We start from the raw sequence: 17,787 nt of genomic DNA, 5'->3' as shown, positions 1-17,787 counted from the left end.
GGTTACTCCGCGGCCTCGGCGGGCGCGATGCGGCGGGAATGCCGCGCCTGCTCGTCATAGGCCTTCTGCCAGTCGGACGGGCCGTTCGACGGCGAGATCTGCACTGCCGTGACCTTGTATTCCGGACAGTTGGTCGCCCAGTCCGAAAAGTCGGTCGTGATCACGTTGGCCTGCGTGTCCGGGTGGTGGAAGGTGGTGTAGACGACGCCCGGCGACACGCGGTCGGTGATCTCCGCGCGCAGCGTGGTCTCGCCTGCGCGGCTCTGCAGCCGCACCCAGTCGCCGTCGCGCACGCCGCGCAGCTCGGCATCGTGCGGATGGATCTCGAGCCGGTCCTCGGCATGCCAGACCACGTTGTCGGTGCGCCGTGTCTGCGCGCCGACATTGTACTGGCTGAGGATGCGGCCCGTGGTGAGCAGCAGCGGGAAGCGGGGGCCGGTGCGTTCGTCGGTCGCGACATATTCGGTGACGATGAACTTGCCCTTGCCGCGGACGAAGCCGCCGATATGCATCACCGGCGTGCCCTCCGGCGCCTTCTCGTTGCAGGGCCACTGCACCGAGCCGAGCTCGTCGAGCTTGGCGTAGGAGACGCCGGTGAAGGTCGGCGTCAGCGCCGCGATCTCGTCCATGATCTCGGAAGGATGGCTGTAGTTCATCTCGAAGCCCATCGCCTTGGCGAGCGCGATGGTGACTTCCCAATCGGCCATGCCGTTCTTCGGCGTCATCACCTTGCGGACGCGCTGGATGCGGCGCTCGGCGTTGGTGAATGTGCCGTCCTTCTCGAGGAAGCTCGAGCCGGGCAGGAAGACGTGCGCGTAGTTCGCGGTCTCGTTCAGGAAGAGGTCGTGGACGATGACGCATTCCATCGCCGACAGCGCCGCGACCACGTGCTTGGTGTTCGGGTCGGACTGCAGGATGTCCTCGCCCTGCACGTAGATGCCCATGAACGTGCCTTCGATCGCGGCATCGAACATGTTGGGAATGCGCAGACCCGGCTCCGGGTTGAGCTTGACGTTCCAGAGTGCCTCGAACTGGTCGCGCACGGCCTCGCCCGAGATGTGGCGATAGCCGGGCAGCTCGTGCGGGAACGAGCCCATGTCGCAGGAGCCCTGCACGTTGTTCTGGCCGCGCAGCGGGTTCACGCCGACGCCGGGACGGCCGATATTGCCGGTGGCCATCGCGAGGTTGGCGATCGCGATCACGGTGGTCGAGCCCTGGCTGTGCTCGGTGACGCCGAGGCCGTAATAGATCGCGCCGTTGCCGCCGGTGGCGTAGACGCGGGCGGCTTCGCGCAGCACCTTCGGGTCGACGCCGGTGAGGATGGCGGTTGCTTCCGGGCTGTGCTTCGGCTGGGCGACGAAGGCGGCCCATTCCTCGAACTCGATCCAGTCGCAGCGCTCGCGCACGAAGGCTTCGTTGACGAGGCCCTCGGTGACGATGACGTGCGCCAGTGCGGTGACGACGGCGACGTTCGTGCCCGGCATCAAAGGCAGATGCAGCGCCTTCACATGCGGCGAGTCCACCATCTCGGTGCGGCGCGGATCGATCACGATCAGCTTTGCACCCTGGCGCAGCCGCTTCTTCAGGCGGGAGGCGAACACCGGGTGAGCCGATGCCGGATTGGCGCCGATGATGACGGCGACGTCGGTCTCCTCGACCGAGTCGAAGTCCTGGGTGCCGGCCGAGGTGCCGAAGGTCTGCGACAGGCCATAGCCGGTCGGCGAATGGCAGACGCGGGCGCAGGTGTCGACATTGTTGTTGCCGAAGCCCCCGCGGATCAGCTTCTGCACCAGATAGGTCTCTTCATTGGTGCAGCGGGAGGAGGTGATGCCGCCGATGGCATCGCGGCCGTACTTCTTCTGGATGCCGCGCATCTTGGCGGCGGCAAACGAGAAGGCCTCGTCCCAGGAGACTTCCTGCCAGGGGTCCTCGATCCGCTCGCGGATCATCGGCTTGAGGATGCGTTCCTTGTGGTTGGTGTAGCCCCAGGCGAAGCGGCCCTTGACGCAGGAATGGCCGCGGTTGGCCTTGCCGTCCTTGTACGGCACCATGCGCACGACTTCCTCGCCGCGCATCTCGGCCTTGAAGGCGCAGCCGACGCCGCAATAGGCGCAGGTGGTGACGACGGAATGCTCGGGCTGGCCGATCTCGATCACGGACTTTTCCGTCAGCGTCGCGGTCGGGCAGGCCTGCACGCAGGCGCCGCAGGAGACGCATTCGGAGCCGAGGAAACTCTCGCTCATGCCGGGCGAAACGCGGCTGTCGAAGCCGCGGCCGGAGATCGTCAGCGCGAAGGTGCCTTGCACCTCCTCGCAGGCGCGCACGCAGCGCGAGCAGACGATGCACTTGGAGGGATCGTAGGTGAAGTAAGGGTTGGACTCGTCCTTCGGCATCCAGTGGTCGTTCGCGCAGCCGTCGGTCTTGCCTGGTGTCTTGGCGAAAACATGATTCTCGCCCTCATAACCGTAGCGCACGTCGCGCAGGCCCACGGCGCCGGCCATGTCCTGCAGCTCGCAGTCGCCGTTGGCGCCGCAGGTGAGGCAGTCGAGCGGATGGTCGGAGATGTAGAGCTCCATCACACCCTTGCGCAGCTTCTTCAGCCGCTCGGTCTGGGTGCGCACGACGAGGCCGTTCATGACCGGCGTGGTGCAGGAGGCCGGCGTGCCGGCGCGGCCCTCGATCTCGACGAGGCAGAGACGGCAGGAGCCGTATGCGTCGACCATGTCGGTCGCGCAGAGCTTCGGGATCTGGTGGCCCGCATCCATCGCGGCCCGCATGATCGAGGTGCCCTCGGGCACCGTGACCTCATTGCCGTCGATGGTCAGCGTCACCATCGTTTCCGATTTGGAGCGCGGTGTGCCGTAGTCGATTTCTTCGATCAGAGACATCGTCGTTCTCCTATTCCGCGGCCTGAAGCGTGGTCGGCGCCGGAACGAAATCCTCCCGGAAGTGCTTCAATGCGCTGAGCACGGGGTAGGGCGTGAAGCCGCCGAGTGCGCAGAGCGAGCCGAATTTCATGGTGTTGCAGAGGTCCTCGACGAGTGCGAGGTTTTCGTGGACGCGCTCGCCGTTGATGATCTTCTCGATGGTCTCGACGCCGCGGGTCGAACCGATGCGGCACGGCGTGCACTTGCCGCAGGATTCGACGGCGCAGAATTCCATCGCAAAGCGCGCCTGCCGGCGCATGTCGACGCTGTCGTCGAACACGACGATGCCGCCATGCCCGATCAGGCCGTCGCGCGCGGCAAAGGCCTCGTAGTCGAAGGGGGTGTCGAACAGGGCGCGCGGGAAATAGGCGCCCAAGGGGCCGCCGACCTGCACCGCGCGAACCGGACGGCCGGTCGCCGTGCCGCCGCCGATGTCGTCGACGAGCTCGCCGAGCGTCACGCCGAACGCGGTCTCGAACAGGCCGCCGTGACGGATGTTGCCGGCGAGCTGGATCGGCATCGTGCCGCGCGAGCGGCCCATGCCGAAATCGGCATAGGCCTTGGCGCCTTCGGCGAGGATGAAGGGGATCGCGGCGAACGACAGCACGTTGTTGATGACGGTCGGCTTGCCGAACAAGCCATGATGCGCCGGCAGCGGTGGCTTGGCGCGCACGATGCCGCGGCGGCCTTCGAGGCTCTCCAGCAGCGAGGTCTCCTCGCCGCAGACGTAAGCGCCGGCGCCGACGCGCACTTCCATGTCGAAGTTGTAGGTGGAACCGCCGATCTTGTCGCCGAGATAGCCGCCGCGCTTTGCCGCGAGAATCGCGGCGTTCATCGCCTCGACCGCGTGCGGGTATTCGCTGCGGATGTAGATGTAGCCCTTGGTCGCGCCGACCGTGATGCCGGCCGTGGTCATGCCCTCGATCACCAGGAAGGGATCGCCTTCCATGATCATGCGGTCGGCAAAGGTGCCGCTGTCGCCCTCGTCGGCGTTGCAGACGATGAACTTGCGGTCGGCCTTGGCCTGCGCGACGGTCTTCCACTTGATGCCGGTCGGGAAGCCCGCGCCGCCGCGGCCGCGCAGGCCGGACGCTGTCACTTCGTTCAGGATCGCATCAGGTCCGAGCGAGAGTGCGCGCTCAAAGCCCTTGTAGCCGCCATGGGCGCGGTAATCGTCGAGCGAGCGCGGATCGATCACCCCGCAGCGGGCGAAGGTGAGGCGGGTCTGGCGCTTCAGCCAGGGGATCTCGTCGGTGGCACCGAGCCGCAACAGGTGCGGCGTGTTGCTGGCGAGCGCGTCGAGCAGGGAGGGCACGTCCGCTTCGGTGACCGGGCCGAAGGCGATCCGGCCCTGCGGCGTTGCGACCTCGACCAGCGGCTCCAGCCAGTACATGCCGCGCGAGCCGGTCCTGACGATGTCGACCGTTACGCCGCGCTTGGCGGCCGCCTGTGCCAGCGCCAGCGCGACCTCGTCGGCGCCGACGGCGACAGCACCCGCATCGCGTGAGACGAAGAGACGCATGCTCATCGCTGTGCCTCCGCAACCAGCGCGTCGAGGCGCTTCTCGTCGAGCCGGCCGATGAGGCGGCCGTCGAGCATCGCAGACGGCGCGGTCGCGCACAGGCCGAGGCAGTAGATCGGCTCCAGCGTGACGCGATCATCCGCCGTCGTGTGTCCAAGCGAAACGCCGAGCTTCGATTCGGCGCGCGCAGCCAGCGCATCGCCGCCGGCAGCCTGGCAGGCTTCGGCGCGGCACAGCTTCAGCACGTGGCGGCCGGCCGGCTTGTGGCGGAAATCATGATAGAAGGTGAACACGCCGTGCACTTCGGCGCGCGACAGATTCAGCGCCTGCGCGATCATGGGAATCGCAGCCTCCGGCACGTAGCCGAACGCCTCCTGGAGCGCGTGCAAGATGACCAGCGTCGCGCCTTCCTGCCTGGCATGTTCGGCGATGATCTCGGCGCCGCGCGCTTCGTCCCAAGGCTCGTAACGAGCTTCGTAAGGCGTTGTCATTATTCGTTCTCAACCTGAGCGTTTCTCTTCTGCAAACTATTTGGAATCATTCGAAGATCAATAAAGCTGTCTCATGCTGCGATTGCGAATTCTGATCGATTTGCAACCACAATCGGTCGATACGAAATGACAATGAAAGTTGTATCGGCTGCCGGTTTTTGCGTGTTGGTGCAGGGCCCGGCATGCTAGCTTGCATGCCACGACAGAAGCCGAGGGGACGACCGGTTGATCGACAAGCTTGAACTGCTGCTGGCGCTGGCAAAGGAGCGGCATTTTGGACGCGCGGCAGAGGCCTGCGGGGTCACCCAGCCGACCATGTCGACCGGGCTGAAACAGCTCGAGGAGATCCTCGGCGTGATGCTGGTCCAGCGCGGCTCCCGATTCCAGGGTTTCACGCCGGAAGGCGAACGGGCGCTGGACTGGGCGCGGCGGATCGTGGGCGATGCCCGCGCCATGCGCGACGAGATCAACGGGCTGAAGCACCAGCTCTCCGGCGAGATCCGCATTGCCGCGATCCCGACCGTGCTCGGCATGGTCGCCCAGCTGACGACGCCGTTCCGCGCCAAGCATCCCGAGGTGCGCTTCCGCATCCAGTCGACGACCTCATCCGAGGTGCTGGGCCTGCTCGAAAATCTCGAGGTCGATGCGGGGCTGACCTACATCGAGAACGAGCCGATCGGCAAGGTGCGCACCATCCCGCTCTACAACGAGAGCTATCGCCTGCTCACCGCGCCGGACGCGATGTTCGGCGACCGCGAGACGGTGACCTGGACCGAGGTCGGGCAGGTGCCGCTGTGCCTGCTGACGCCCGACATGCAGAACCGCCGCATCATCGACCGCGCGCTGCGCTCGGTCGGCGCGGAGGCGACGCCGACGCTGACCTCGAACTCGCTGCTGGTGCTGTTCACGCATGTGAAGACGGGACGCTGGGCGAGCGTGATGCCGGCCAAGCTCGCCGAGACGCTCGGCCTGTCCGACACCGTGCGCTCGATCCCGATCGTCGACCCCGAGGTCAATTACAGCATCGGCATGGTGATCCCGCAGCGCGATCCCATGACGCCGCTGATCGCGGCGCTGGTGAATGTCGCCAGGGAAGTCGCGCCGACGCTGCAGCTGTAAGCGCATCGACAGCGGAGCAAGCGGCTCGTCCTTCGAGACGCCCGCCTTGCGGGCTCCTCAGGATGAGGCTCTGCGCCGCCCAACTGCTCTAGAACTGCTGCCGCGTACTCGACCCTCATCCTGAGGGCCCGCCGCAGGCGGGCGTCTCGAAGGATGGCCGCAGGCACGCTGCCTGCGCCGCCTCAGGCCGCGGCCGAGATCCCGGCGGCCGCCTTGACGGCGTCGCGCGGCAGGGTCACGCGGACGACGGTGCCGACATCGATCTTCGAGCGCAGCCGCATCGAACCGCCGTGGAGCTGCGCCAGCGAGCGGGCGATGGCGAGGCCAAGGCCGGAGCCGTGGTAGGTCTTGGTGAGCTGGCTCTCGACCTGCTCGAACGGGCGGCCGAGCCGCGCCAGCGAGTGCGGCGCGATCCCGATGCCGGTGTCGGCGATCATCAGCACGATCCGGTCCTCGAGCTGCCGGCTACGCACCACGATGCGCCCGCCGTCGGGCGTGAACTTCACCGCGTTGGAAAGCAGGTTGACGATGATCTGCTTGGTGGCGCGGCGGTCGGCGACGACGGAGATCGATTTCTCGATCTCGGCATCGAGCGTCAGGTGCTTGTCCTCGGCGCGGCCGGAGACGACGCGCAGGGATTCCGCAAGCGTCTGGCCGAGGTCGAGCTCTTCCATGTCGAGCTTCATGCGGCCGGCCTCGATCTTGGACATGTCGAGGATGTCGTTGATGACCTCGAGCAGATAGTGGCCGCTGGTCAGGATGTCCTGGCAGTATTCCTGGTACTTCTCGCTGCCGAGCTCGCCGAACATGCCGCTTCCCATGATTTCGGAGAAGCCGATGATGGCATTGAGCGGCGTGCGCAGCTCGTGGCTCATATTGGCGAGGAATTTCGACTTGGTCTGGTTGGCTTCCTCGGCGCGGGTCTTCTCGCGCTGATACTTCTCGGCGAGGTCGGCGAGCTCGTTGGTCTGGCGCTCCAGCGCGGCCTGCGAGCGCTTGAGGTCGATGACGGTGGCGCGCAGGCGCAGATCGTTGTCGACCAGCTTCTGCTCGTGCTCCTTGATGCGGGTGATGTCGGTACCGACCGAGACGTAGCCGCCGTCCTTGGTGCGGCGCTCGCTGATGTGCAGCCAGCTGCCGTCGTCGAGCTGCGCCTCGAAGGTGCGTGCGCCCGGACCCTGGCTGGCGGTCTCGTTGTGGCGGGTGCGCACCTCCGGCATGCGGCCGACCTCGAGCACGGTCTCGTAGGAGGTGCCGGGAATGACGGCGCTGTCGGGCAGCTTGTGCAGGCGCTGGAAGTGCGAGTTGCACAGCACGAGGCGGTCGCTCGCGTCCCACAGCACGAAGGCCTCCGGGATGGTCTCGATCGCGTCGCGCAGGCGAAGGTCCGCTTCCACGGTCTTCTCGGCGAGGCTCTTCTGCTCGGTGATGTCGACGGCGATGCCGATCAGGTGCACGCTGGAGTCGGTCGCGCCGCGGGTCTTTTCGCAGCGGACGCGGAGCCAGATCCAGTGGCCGTCGACATGTTGCATGCGGAAGGTCTGGTCGATGTGGTCGATCTTCTCGGAGATGAGCTGGTCGGCGATCTCGAACAGGTCGATGTCGTCGGACTTCACCAGCGCGTTGACCTCGCCGAAGGTGAGCAACTCGTGGCGGCCGTCGAGGCCGAGCATCGAGAACATCGACTGCGACCAGAAGATCCGGCCGCGCGACAGGTCCCAGTCCCACAGCCCGCAGCGGCCGCGGTTCAGCGCGGTGTCGATGCGGCCGCGCACGGCGTCGTTGATGAGGTCGCCTTCGCGGGCGCGGGTGGACTGCCAGTGGAAGGCGAAGCCGAGGATCAGGACGACGAAGCCGGTGGTCGCCGACAGCGTCACCGAGAGCGCGGCGTCGGAGCCCCAGATCGGCTCGTTGCGCTCCTGGATCACGGTGACGAAGCCGGGCAGCGACTTGATCTGCCGCGAGGTCGCCATCGCGGCGTTGCCGTTCGGCAGCGTCATGTCGGAGATGCTGCCGTCGCGGGGCGGCGCCGCGAGCAGCTGCGCCGTGGTGATGGCATCGAGCAGGCGGTCGTTGCCGGAGGGATCGCTGTCGATGGGAATGCGGGCGAGGATGCGGCGGTCGATGCCGGCCGAGGTGACGATGACGTGGCGGCCCGAGGCCGTGCCCCAGGACGGGATCAGGTCGGGCAGCAGCGACGGCAGCCGCTCGATGTTCTTCTGTCGCTCGATCCGCGAGGAGGTGAGGCGATCGACGCGCTCGGCGAGCAGGTCGGCGAGCGCCGAGATATCGTGGCGGATCACCAGCCGCTTCTGGCGGGTCTGGTCCACGACCTGCACGAACGCGCCGAGGCAGATCGTGATCAGGAACGCGATGATGAGCGTCGGCACGGCGCGGCGCAATGCCGGCTCCGCGACAAGGAGCCGGTGATAGGCAGGTTTCGCGATCGATTGCGCCAATCCCTTGATCGAATCGGATTGGACGCACGCGTTCGCGGCGTCTGCACGCGACATGCCTTCGGCCCCCTGAAAACCAGCTTGCAACTTGAGCTCGGAAGCAGCCCCACGTCGCTTCCGAATCACACCGATTTGAATCCAGTTTTGCCGGACTGTCGAGAGTCAACGAATCGTTAACGCGAAATTATTCTTATCCAACGCGGAGTTCTTGCACTGCAGCTCCGCAAACTCACGTGCGCGGCGAGTCCGAAACGAGAACGTGTGAGTCCTCGCACATCCCGCGTCACATGCGCGGCGGTTCGGCGTGGCTGATCACGCGCTTCACGCTCGGAAACGCGCGGCGCAGCGCGCGCTCGATCGCGTCGACGTGCTCATGCACCTTGATCACGCTCATCGACGGTGCGGCGCGGCAGTGGAAGTTGACGATCTCGCCGGCGTCGGTGTTGCGGACGCGCACATTATGGATGTCGTGGATCTCGCCCTCGCCGGCAAACTCGGCCAATGCGGCGGCGATGGCCTGCGCGCGTTCCGGCGCGGCATCGACCCCGAACGGCAGTTCCGGTTCCAGCGGCTCGATATGGACGTCGACCTCGACGTCCTCGCCGAACTCCTCCTGGATGTTGCGCTCCAGCGCGTTGGCGATGTCATGAGCCGCATCGAGCCGCATGCCGGCGTCGACCTCGAGGTCGATGCTGACGATCAGCTTGGCGCCGAGATCGTGCACCGTGACGTGGTGGATGGCGAGGCTCGAATTGCGCGCGATCACCATGATGCGGTCGCGCACCGTCTCGTTGTTGCGCGCGACGGGGACCGGGGTGAAGGTGAGGTCGGCATCGCCGAACGCGGCGTCGACCGCGGCGTGGGCCTTGCGCTTGATCTCCTCGATGCGGTCGATCGGATAGGTGCGCGGCACCTTGGCGATGGCGTCGATGAAGGTGGTCGAACCGACCATGCGCACGCGCAGGCGCTCGACGTCGATCACGCCGGGGACGCCGCGGATCGCGGCTGTGGCCTTCTCCTGCGCCCCCTCGGGCGCGCGGTCCAGCAGGGTCTGCACGGTCGATCCGGCCATGCGCAGGCCGAGCAGGGCGATCATCACGGCGACGGCGGCGGCCGCCGCCGCATCGCCCCACCAGAAGCCGAGGGCGGCCAGGACCAGGCCCACGATCACGGCGCAGGAGCCCATCACGTCGGAGGCGAAATGCAGCGCGTCGGCGGCCAGCGCCTGGCTTCGCGTCTCGCGCGCGGCCTGGTGCAGAGCACGGGCGCGCCAGAGATTGACGACGATGTCGATCACCAGCACAACGAAGGGCACCGCCGAGATGGTCGGCGGCGGGGTTCCCTCGCGCAGCCGGCTATAGGCCTCGACCAGGATGCCGCCGGCGAGCACGTAGAGCAGGGCGGTGACGCCGAGGGCGGAGATGCTTTCCAGCTTGCCGTGACCGTAATGGTGCTCCTCGTCCGCCGGCTTGTCGGACACCCGCACCACCGCCCAGGTGATGATGGTCGCAACCAGGTCGATCGAAGAGTGCAGGGCTTCGGAGATCAGCGCGAGCGAGCCGATCGCGATGCCGACCACGAACTTGGCCGCCGCCATGCCGCCGCTGGCGAAGATCGAGATGGCCGCGACCGATGTCTTGTTGTGCTGGGAGCTCATGGCCGGGGATTTAGCAGCCTAGGGCTGAACATCAAGCGGCGATCCACAGCTGAAATCGCGAGTGAGTTGCAGGAGCGAAGCTCTTGCGAATGCTTCCGAATTGAATGGGGCCTATGCCACTCTCTCCGCCATGCCCGGGCCTGTCCCGGGCGTCCACGTTCTTTCTTTGCCGCCAGGACGTGGATGGCCGGGTCAAGCCCGGCCATGACGCGTGGAGACGGTGCGGCTCTCGTCCGGCTGCTGTTAAAGCGTCACGACGATCTTGCCCAGATGCTTGTTCGCCTCCATGTGCTCGAACGCCTGGTCGATCTGGTCGAACGGATAGACCTTGTCGATCGGCAGCTGCAGCTTGCGTGACTCCACCGCGCCCCAGATGTCCTTGCGGACCTCCTCGAAGATCTCGCGGACCTCCTCGATGCTGCGGGTGCGGAAGGTGACGCCGATATAGCTGATGCGGCGCGCGGCATGCAGGTCGAAGTTGAAATCGGCATGGGTGCCGCCGAGCCGGCCGACATTGACGATGCGGCCCAGGACCTTCGTCGCGGCGAGGTTCTGGTTGGCGACCTTGCCGGAGACCTGGTCGACGATGAGATCGACGCCTTCGCCGTTCGTCGCCTTCAACACCTCGTCGACCCATTTGGGATCGGAGGAATCGACCGCGAGGTCGGCGCCATACTCCTTCAGCCGGCCGCGCCGGTAGGCATCGGTCGAGGAGCCGATCACGAGCTTGGCGCCCTTGAGTTTTGCGATCTGCATCGCCATCAGCCCGACACCGGAGCTGGCGCCCTGGATCAGCACGGCTTGCCCGGGCTGCACGCCGCCGACCATGACGACGGCGTTGTACATGGTCGCGAGTGCGACGGGCAGGGTGGCGGCTTCCTCGAAGTTCATGTTCGAGGGCGCGCGGAACAGCCGGCCGTGGTCGGCGAGCGTGTACTCGGCAAACGCCGCGCCGCCCGATCCCATGATGCGGTCGCCGACCTTCACGCCCTTCGCATCGGGTCCGAGCTCGGCGACCTCGCCCGCCCATTCCATGCCGAGCACGGTGCCGACGCCGCCGGCCGCGCCGTGGGCGTGGCCCTTGCGCATGCCGGTGTCGGCGCGATTGAGGCCGCAGGCGCGGACCTTCACCAGCACCTGCGTGCCTTTGGGCTTTGGTTGAGCGACGTCGGAAATCCGGGCGCCCTCAGGGCCATAGACGTAGGCTTTCATGTATTGCTCTCGCTTCTTGCAGTGACTATTCCGCCGCTTGCGCCGCCGGGCCCGCGATCATGCCTTCGAGCCGGCTGCGGATGATCGCCTCGGCCTCGCGCACGATGCGCGAGATCAGCTCGCCGCAACTCGGGATGTCCTGGATCAGGCCCTGCACCTGGCCGGCCGACCAGATGCCTTCGTCCGAATTGCCGGTCGCATAGACCATCTTGCCGCGGGCGCCGGCCACGAGCTCGCGGATGTCCTCGAACTTGGCGCCTTCCTTCTCCATGGCGACGACCTTGGTCGAGATCTCGTTCTTGGCGACGCGCGAGGTGTTGCGCATGGTGCGGAAGATCAGCTCGGTCTCGCGCTCGTCATTGGCGACGATCTTCTCCTTGATGAGCTGATGGATCGGGCTCTCCTTGGTCGCCATGAAGCGGGTGCCCATGTTGATGCCCTCGGCACCGAGCGCCAGCGCAGCGACCAGGCCGCGCGCATCGGCAAACCCGCCCGAGGCGATCATCGGGATCTTGACCTTGTTGGCGGCGGCGGGGATCAGGATCAGGCCGGGGGTGTCGTCCTCGCCGGGGTGGCCGGCGCACTCGAACCCGTCGATCGAGATGGCATCGACCCCCATGCGCTCGGCCGAGAGCGCGTGGCGGACGCTGGTGCATTTGTGCACGATCTTGACGCCGTGCTTTTTGAACTCGTCGACATGCTCCTGCGGCTTGTTGCCGGCGGTCTCGACCACCGTGATGCCGGCTTCGATGATCGCGGCGCGATATTCGGCATAAGGCGGCGGCTTGATCGCGGGCAGGATGGTGAGGTTGACGCCAAAGGGCTTGTCGGTGAGGTCACGGCAGCGCGCGATCTCCTTGGTCAGGTCCTCCGGCGTCGGCTGGGTCAGCGCCGTGATGAAGCCGAGCGCGCCGGCATTGGCGACGGCAGCGACCAGCTCGGCGCGTCCGACCCATTGCATGCCGCCCTGGACGATCGGGTGCTCGACGCCGACGAGCTTCGTGAAACGTGTCTGCAGCATGATGTGTGTCCCCCCGGGTGGCCCGCAGGCTCTGTTATCGGTTGATGGCGGGAGGATGCCGCCGGGGGTGGGAAAAGTCTATCAGCGGGGCGTGCGGTGGGGGCGGGGCGTCATGCGGGCCGCGAGGGTGATTCCGCAGGGCGGATAATTGGTATCTCGTTCCGTCATCCCCGCACAACCGCGAAGCGGTTGTCGCTGGAGGTGCGACGCACGGGTCGCAACGCGTCCCATGGAGAGTCTCGAAGGATGAGCGGCCACGCCGCCAGAGCCGGGCTGTCGCCCTTCGAGGCTTGCTCAGCGGCGCGATGCGCCTCTGAGCGCGCACCTCAGGGTAACGGTTGAAGATCAGTGCGCAATCCGGGCTACCGCGCTTCGGCTACTCCGCCGACAGCCGCACCATCTGCCGGCCGCCGTTCATTTCCTTCAGGCGGTTGACGAAGTTTTCCGGGCGCTGCCAGCGGTTGGGGACCTCGAGGCCCATGAACTCGGCGATATCGCCGATAAAGCCCGTGCAGTTGGCGGTCTCGGCGTTCCACACCGGCGAGTTCGCCTGCAGCTTCTTGATATAGGCGAAGACGCGCTTGGCGTCGGCTTCGTTGAGATAGACCCGGTAGCTCGCGGTCAGATATTCCGGATCGAGATCGCCGTAGCTCGCGCCGGTCTCGGACGGCACGAAGGTGATATGACCGAGCACGTAAGCGAGCGTGTCGCCGGCCGGCGTGAGGCCTGCGACCTCGACCGCCTTCTCGCTGGTCTTGCCGTACCAGACGAACGCATGGCCCCAGCTCGCCGCCGTCCGCGCACGGAAGTCGACATAGTAGGGGCCCTTCTCCGCGCGCGCGACCGCACGCCGCGTTGCTTGCGGCTGTGGTCGCGATGCGGTCTCGGTCGTTGCAAGCGCGTTTGCATCGGCAACGCGCTTGTTCGCTTCGTGGGCCGAGGCCGTGGGCGTCGTGCACGCAATCATGGCCGCGAGGGCGAGCCCCGCGAGGATGCAGGATCCCGATCGATCAGCTTTGTTCGTCACGCTGTGCCCCCTTCGACTGTCGGCCGCTTACGCTGGAGTTGGCGCTCAGTAGCGCGCAGCGACCGGGCCGGGCGCCTTGCCGATCGGGGCCTTGCCAACCGGGCTCTTGCCAATCGGCATCTTGCCGATCGGAGCCTGCTCAGCCGGATAGACAGGCACGGGCTGCCGGCGCGGCAAATCCGCCGCATTCGCGGCGGTCACCAGAGCAAGCGTAGCACCCAGAACAAATACGATCTTCTTCACAGTCATACCCCTAGAAGGTTTGGTCCAAACACGACCATGCCGTGCCCCCAGACACACCTCACAGAAGGGCGGCCGAATGCGTCCAAGTTGCGGCACCCGCGCGACATGTTGGCGGCATCTGTCGGGCGCGCGCAGTTGTGATGTGTCTGGATGTTGCCGCGCGCGGTGCTCGTAGCCCGGATGAGTTCGTAGGATGGGTAGAGCGCAGCGAAACCCATCGGCCATCGGCCGTTTAGCTGAGGAGAGATGATGGGTTTCGCTGCGCTCTACCCATCCTACGCAGCTCCTCACCCGATCCGGTTCAGGCTGTTCCGGATCGTTGCGAAGATGCCGCCGATGTCCTTGCGCAGCGCGTCCAGCGCGTTGAAGTTCTCGAAGACGCGGGCGAGGCGGTCTTCGACCTCGCGCTTGCTTGTCGTCAGCGCGTCGACGCGCGAGGCGAGGGTGACTTCGCCGTTCGCCTCGATCTCGCCGACCGTCCTGGCGAGAAGGTCGCGGGTGGTGCTGACCTCCGCGATCATCGCCTCGATGCCGAACACCGGAGCCTTCAGCGGAACGAGGTCGGCTTGCGACTTCGACAGCTCCGTCTTGAAGGCGTTCAGCGTCGAAAGTGTCTCCTGCAAGGCGCCGAGACGCTGGCGCGACTGGATGACGAAATCGTTCAGCGCATTCTGGCGCTCAGTGAGGCTCTTGCCGTCGCCGTCGGTCTCGACCTCCGCGATCGCGCGTTCGAGCTGGGCGCGGCGCTGGCCGAGCTCCTCGAAGTCGAGGCCGATGCTTTTCAGGATGTTGGCGCTGTCGTCGATGCGGGCGAGGCGATGCTCGATCTCGATCTTGTTCTGCGACAGCGTCTCGACGCGCGTGCCGAGCGGCGTCTCGCCGCCGGTCTCGAGCTCGTCGATGCTCTTGGCGAGGCGGTCGTGGCTGAGGCCGAGCTCGCTGATCAGGGCGTTGATGCCGGCGTCCGAAGAGCGCAGCGGCGCGAGCTCGGCATGGGATTTCGCCAGATCTTCCTGGTAACGGTTCAGCGTGGCGAACGTGTCCTGCACCGCGCTCACCCGCGCCAGCAGCGCCGATACGTCGCGCGCGATGTCCTTCAGGCGGTCGGCGAGGTTGTTCTTGCGGTCGTCGGTCTCGAGGTCGTGCAGCGAGCGTTCGAGCTGGTTCTGCCGGTCGCGGATCTCGGTGAAGACGGGCTCGACCGCGCGGCGCTGATCGGCGACCTTGCCGACCATCTCGCGCAGCGCCTGCTGGCGGCGGCGGATCTCGGCGAGCTGGTCGTGCATGTCGGTGGATTCATTGCGGCTCTGCTGGAGCAGCGCGCGCTGCTCGGTCTCGCCGAGCTTGTCATGGAGCGCCGACACCGCCTCCCGCGGATCGCTCTCGATCAAGTGCTGGACGGTGGCGTCGAGGTGGTTCTGCAGGGCGTGGGCGACGACGACGTCCTCACGGGTCTTCCTGAGGCGGTCGCGCAAGGTGTCGAGGCGCCGGTCCTGGCGCGAGAGCCGCCAGACGGTTGCGCCGATCAGCGCCAGCCCTGCGGCCAGGATCGTGCCGGCCACGATGCGCTGGGGCACGGACAAGGCCGTGAACCACGCGGGCAGGTGACTGACATCGTACCCGAACGCCTGCTGGGCGAGGATCGCGATGGCGGCTAGCAGGGCAAACCAGGCAACCAGGAAAAACAGCCACATCGTGACTTCCTCACGCCGGCACACATTTTCGCCATAGTTGCTATTGGAGAGCGGAACCGAGATCAAGGGGCGGGCGGGGCGCCGGATGCGCCCTTTAGCGCGTATCCACGACTGGTTGTGTCAGCCGATCGGCGGACGGCGGCGTGGATTGCCGGATTTTCCCGAAGGCGCGCGCTTGTAGCCCGCATGAGCGGAGCGACATGCGGGACCACGTCAAGCGGTCCCGGATGTCGCTGCGCTCATCCGGGCTACGGCCGGGGCCGACGCGAACGGGCGTCTCTACTTCCCGAGAAAGTTCGAGCGCATCTTGTCGGCGAACCAGACGACGAAGATCGCACCGAATGCGAGAGCGAAGTACAGAACCGTCCACAGAAGCGCATTGCCGGCATTCGTCATGGTGTCCTCCCTTGCATCAGAAATTGATCTGTTGCCGGGAAGGATAATGGCGGCCGCGATGGCACGGCTTGAGCAGGATCAATTTCGCCGCGCTGCGGCGAAGATGGCGGGAGCCTTTGTTCTAGCGGTCAGGCCACAGCCTGTAGCCCGGATGACGCTACGCTCCATCCGAGTCACGGCACTGCGTCTGTCGCTACAGCCGGAATTCGTTGGTGAGCTCGCCGATGCCGTCGATCGCCACCGTCACCGTGTTCACCGGCTCCTTCATCACGCCGACGCCGACCGAGGTGCCGACGGCGATGAGGTCGCCGGGGAGCAGGGTCATGTCATGGGAGATTTTGCTGACCAGTTGTTGTGCGGTGAAGATCATGTCCGCGATCGGATAGTTCTGCCGCTCGGCGCCGTTGAGGATGGTGCGGACGGTGAGCTTGGCCGGATCGAGGCCGGTCGCGATCACGGGGCCGAACGGGCCGTAATCGTCGATACCCTTGGCGCGGGCCCATTGCGGGAAGGTCGGGTCGCTGGTCAGGATGTCGTTGGCGGTGATGTCGTTGACGCAGGTGTAGCCGAAGATGAAGCCATCGGCTTCCGCAGGCGACACGCGGGCGCAGGTCTTGCCGATGACGATGCCGAGCTCGCCCTCATAGGTGGTCTTGCCGTCGTAGTAGGAGGGACGGCGGATCACGGCGCCCGGCGTCGTGATGCTGGTGGTGGCCTTGAGTAGATAGAGCGGCTCCGGCGGCTCGGGCTGGTTGAGCTTCGCGGCAAGCGCGTGGAAATTATTCCAGAGCGCGACGATCTTGCTGGGCGCGCACGGCGCGAGCAGCTCGACCTCCGACAGCGCCAGGGTCTTTCCAGTGGCCGCGTTGCGGCCGAACATCTCGCCCTCGTGCACGCTGATGCCGGACGGCGTCAGCGTGCCGAAGCCGGTCGCGCCGGCATGGCGGAATCGGAGCCACTGCTTCATCTCGCTCGCCATCACGCCACCGCCAGTGCGCGGGGATCGGTGGGCGCGGAGACGCCGTCATAGAGACCGGCGATGCGGGCGCGCTGGGTCACCATCGCCAGCACCGAGTCCAGCGCGGGCGTCGGAACGCCGGTGAGGCGGCCCATCTCCTGGACCACGGTGACGAGCGGGTCGATCTCCATCGGACGGCCGCGCTCGAGGTCCTGCAGCATCGAGGTCTTGTGCGCGCCGACCTTGCGGGCACCTTCGATGCGGCGTTCGACGTCGACGCGGAACTTGACGCCGAAGGTTTCGGCGATGCCTTGCGTCTCCACCATGATCGCGCGCGACAGGGCACGGGTGGACGGATCGGTGCAGATCACGTCGAGCGTGGCATGGGTCAGCGCGCTGATCGGGTTGAAGCAGACATTGCCCCACAGCTTGAGCCAGATCTCGTCGCGGATGCGGTCGAGCACCGGTGCCTTCAGGCCGGCGGCGACGAACAGGTCGGCGAGACGCTGCACGTCGGAGGTGATCTCGCCGGAGGGCTCGCCGAGCGGGAAATTGTTGCCGTAGACGTGGCGGATCACGCCGGGCGCCTCGATCTCGGTGGCGGGATAGACGATGCAGCCGATGGCACGCTCGGCGCCGATCTCGCGCCATTGCCGCCCGCCGGGGTCTATGCTCTCCAGCGTCGAGTTCTCGTATTGGCCGCCGTGCTTGTAGAAGTACCAATAGGGAATGCCGTTGACGGCGGTGACGATGCGGGTGTGCGGCCCGAGCAGCGGCTGCATCTTCTCGATCACGCCGGTGATCGAATGCGCCTTCAGCGTGATGATGATGTAGTCCTGCACGCCGAGTTCGGCGGGATCGTCGGTGCAGCGCGGATGCACGGTGTGCGTCTCCTCGCCGGCGAGCAGCGTCAGGCCGCGCTCGCGCATCGCGGCAAGGTGGGCGCCGCGTGCGATGAGGCTGACATCGGCGCCAGCGCGCGCGAGCTGAACCCCGAGATATCCGCCGATCGCGCCGGCGCCGTAGATGCAGATCTTCATGAAATCCTCGCGAGCAGAGACCGG

General features: G+C 66.4%; 13 protein-coding genes. 1 reads left to right on the top strand and 12 read right to left on the bottom strand.

What is annotated here, in order from left to right; all coding sequences use genetic code 11:
* Positions 1-2: 2 nt before the first annotated feature.
* From fdhF to A7X65_RS37595, 3 genes are read right to left on the bottom strand one after another with little or no spacing between them, the layout of a single operon-like run.
* Positions 3-2,888: a formate dehydrogenase subunit alpha gene (gene fdhF / locus A7X65_RS37605; RefSeq protein ID WP_063694451.1), complete on the bottom strand. Its 2,886-nt coding sequence runs from the start codon at positions 2,886-2,888 to the stop codon at positions 3-5.
* Positions 2,889-2,898: 10 nt separating this feature from the next.
* Positions 2,899-4,455 carry a formate dehydrogenase beta subunit gene (locus A7X65_RS37600; protein WP_063694450.1) on the bottom strand — a complete coding sequence of 519 codons (1,557 nt, stop codon included), beginning with the start codon at positions 4,453-4,455 and terminating at the stop codon, positions 2,899-2,901.
* Positions 4,452-4,940, bottom strand: coding sequence for a formate dehydrogenase subunit gamma (locus A7X65_RS37595; RefSeq protein ID WP_063694449.1), 489 nt, complete (start codon positions 4,938-4,940; stop codon positions 4,452-4,454). The genes A7X65_RS37600 and A7X65_RS37595 overlap by 4 nt, the downstream gene beginning before the upstream one ends.
* Positions 4,941-5,165: 225 nt before the next feature.
* On the opposite strand from A7X65_RS37595, the gene A7X65_RS37590 reads away from it, so the two are divergent.
* Positions 5,166-6,059 (top strand): LysR family transcriptional regulator, encoded by an 894-nt coding sequence (locus tag A7X65_RS37590; protein WP_063694448.1) that lies wholly within the window; start codon positions 5,166-5,168, stop codon positions 6,057-6,059.
* A gap of 182 nt (positions 6,060-6,241) precedes the next feature.
* On the opposite strand, the gene A7X65_RS37585 is transcribed toward A7X65_RS37590, so the two are convergent.
* From A7X65_RS37585 to A7X65_RS37545, 9 genes are all read right to left on the bottom strand, one after another.
* A complete protein-coding gene (locus A7X65_RS37585; protein WP_063694447.1) occupies positions 6,242-8,572 on the bottom strand; it encodes a PAS domain-containing sensor histidine kinase in 2,331 nt (776 codons plus the stop codon).
* A 226-nt stretch (positions 8,573-8,798) separates the two neighbouring features.
* Positions 8,799-10,172 carry a cation-efflux pump gene (locus A7X65_RS37580; protein WP_063694446.1) on the bottom strand — a complete coding sequence of 458 codons (1,374 nt, stop codon included), beginning with the start codon at positions 10,170-10,172 and terminating at the stop codon, positions 8,799-8,801.
* Positions 10,173-10,415: 243 nt separating this feature from the next.
* Entirely contained in the window at positions 10,416-11,384 is a 969-nt protein-coding gene (locus tag A7X65_RS37575) for a zinc-binding dehydrogenase (protein ID WP_063694445.1), read from the bottom strand.
* A gap of 25 nt (positions 11,385-11,409) precedes the next feature.
* Positions 11,410-12,405: an NAD(P)H-dependent flavin oxidoreductase gene (locus A7X65_RS37570; RefSeq protein ID WP_063694444.1), complete on the bottom strand. Its 996-nt coding sequence runs from the start codon at positions 12,403-12,405 to the stop codon at positions 11,410-11,412.
* Between the two features lie 376 nt (positions 12,406-12,781).
* Entirely contained in the window at positions 12,782-13,432 is a 651-nt protein-coding gene (locus A7X65_RS37565) for a hypothetical protein (protein WP_063694443.1), read from the bottom strand.
* Between the two features lie 45 nt (positions 13,433-13,477).
* Positions 13,478-13,681 (bottom strand): hypothetical protein, encoded by a 204-nt coding sequence (locus A7X65_RS37560; RefSeq protein ID WP_018647766.1) that lies wholly within the window; start codon positions 13,679-13,681, stop codon positions 13,478-13,480.
* Positions 13,682-13,962: 281 nt separating this feature from the next.
* The gene (locus tag A7X65_RS37555) at positions 13,963-15,369 is read right to left on the bottom strand and encodes a hypothetical protein (RefSeq protein ID WP_063694442.1); all 1,407 of its coding nucleotides are present in this window, start codon (positions 15,367-15,369) and stop codon (positions 13,963-13,965) included.
* Positions 15,370-15,958: 589 nt separating this feature from the next.
* Entirely contained in the window at positions 15,959-16,732 is a 774-nt protein-coding gene (locus tag A7X65_RS37550; RefSeq protein WP_063694499.1) for a fumarylacetoacetate hydrolase family protein, read from the bottom strand.
* Positions 16,733-16,743: 11 nt separating this feature from the next.
* Complete coding sequence (locus A7X65_RS37545; RefSeq protein ID WP_063694441.1) at positions 16,744-17,763, bottom strand: 2-dehydropantoate 2-reductase; 1,020 nt, start codon at positions 17,761-17,763, stop codon at positions 16,744-16,746.
* Positions 17,764-17,787: the final 24 nt, after the last annotated feature.

Source organism: Bradyrhizobium stylosanthis (assembly GCF_001641335.1).
Classification (GTDB): domain Bacteria; phylum Pseudomonadota; class Alphaproteobacteria; order Rhizobiales; family Xanthobacteraceae; genus Bradyrhizobium; species Bradyrhizobium stylosanthis.
This window is presented reverse-complemented; position numbering and strand designations above follow the sequence as displayed.

Coding starts and splice junctions, on each gene's coding strand:
- fdhF (WP_063694451.1), bottom strand. CDS start 2,888: ATGTCTCTGATCGAAGAAATCGACTACGGCACACCGCGCTCCAAATCG.
- A7X65_RS37555 (WP_063694442.1), bottom strand. CDS start 15,369: ATGTGGCTGTTTTTCCTGGTTGCCTGGTTTGCCCTGCTAGCCGCCATC.
- A7X65_RS37595 (WP_063694449.1), bottom strand. CDS start 4,940: ATGACAACGCCTTACGAAGCTCGTTACGAGCCTTGGGACGAAGCGCGC.
- A7X65_RS37585 (WP_063694447.1), bottom strand. CDS start 8,572: ATGTCGCGTGCAGACGCCGCGAACGCGTGCGTCCAATCCGATTCGATC.
- A7X65_RS37575 (WP_063694445.1), bottom strand. CDS start 11,384: ATGAAAGCCTACGTCTATGGCCCTGAGGGCGCCCGGATTTCCGACGTC.
- A7X65_RS37545 (WP_063694441.1), bottom strand. CDS start 17,763: ATGAAGATCTGCATCTACGGCGCCGGCGCGATCGGCGGATATCTCGGG.
- A7X65_RS37560 (WP_018647766.1), bottom strand. CDS start 13,681: ATGACTGTGAAGAAGATCGTATTTGTTCTGGGTGCTACGCTTGCTCTG.
- A7X65_RS37600 (WP_063694450.1), bottom strand. CDS start 4,455: ATGAGCATGCGTCTCTTCGTCTCACGCGATGCGGGTGCTGTCGCCGTC.
- A7X65_RS37550 (WP_063694499.1), bottom strand. CDS start 16,732: ATGAAGCAGTGGCTCCGATTCCGCCATGCCGGCGCGACCGGCTTCGGC.
- A7X65_RS37580 (WP_063694446.1), bottom strand. CDS start 10,172: ATGAGCTCCCAGCACAACAAGACATCGGTCGCGGCCATCTCGATCTTC.
- A7X65_RS37570 (WP_063694444.1), bottom strand. CDS start 12,405: ATGCTGCAGACACGTTTCACGAAGCTCGTCGGCGTCGAGCACCCGATC.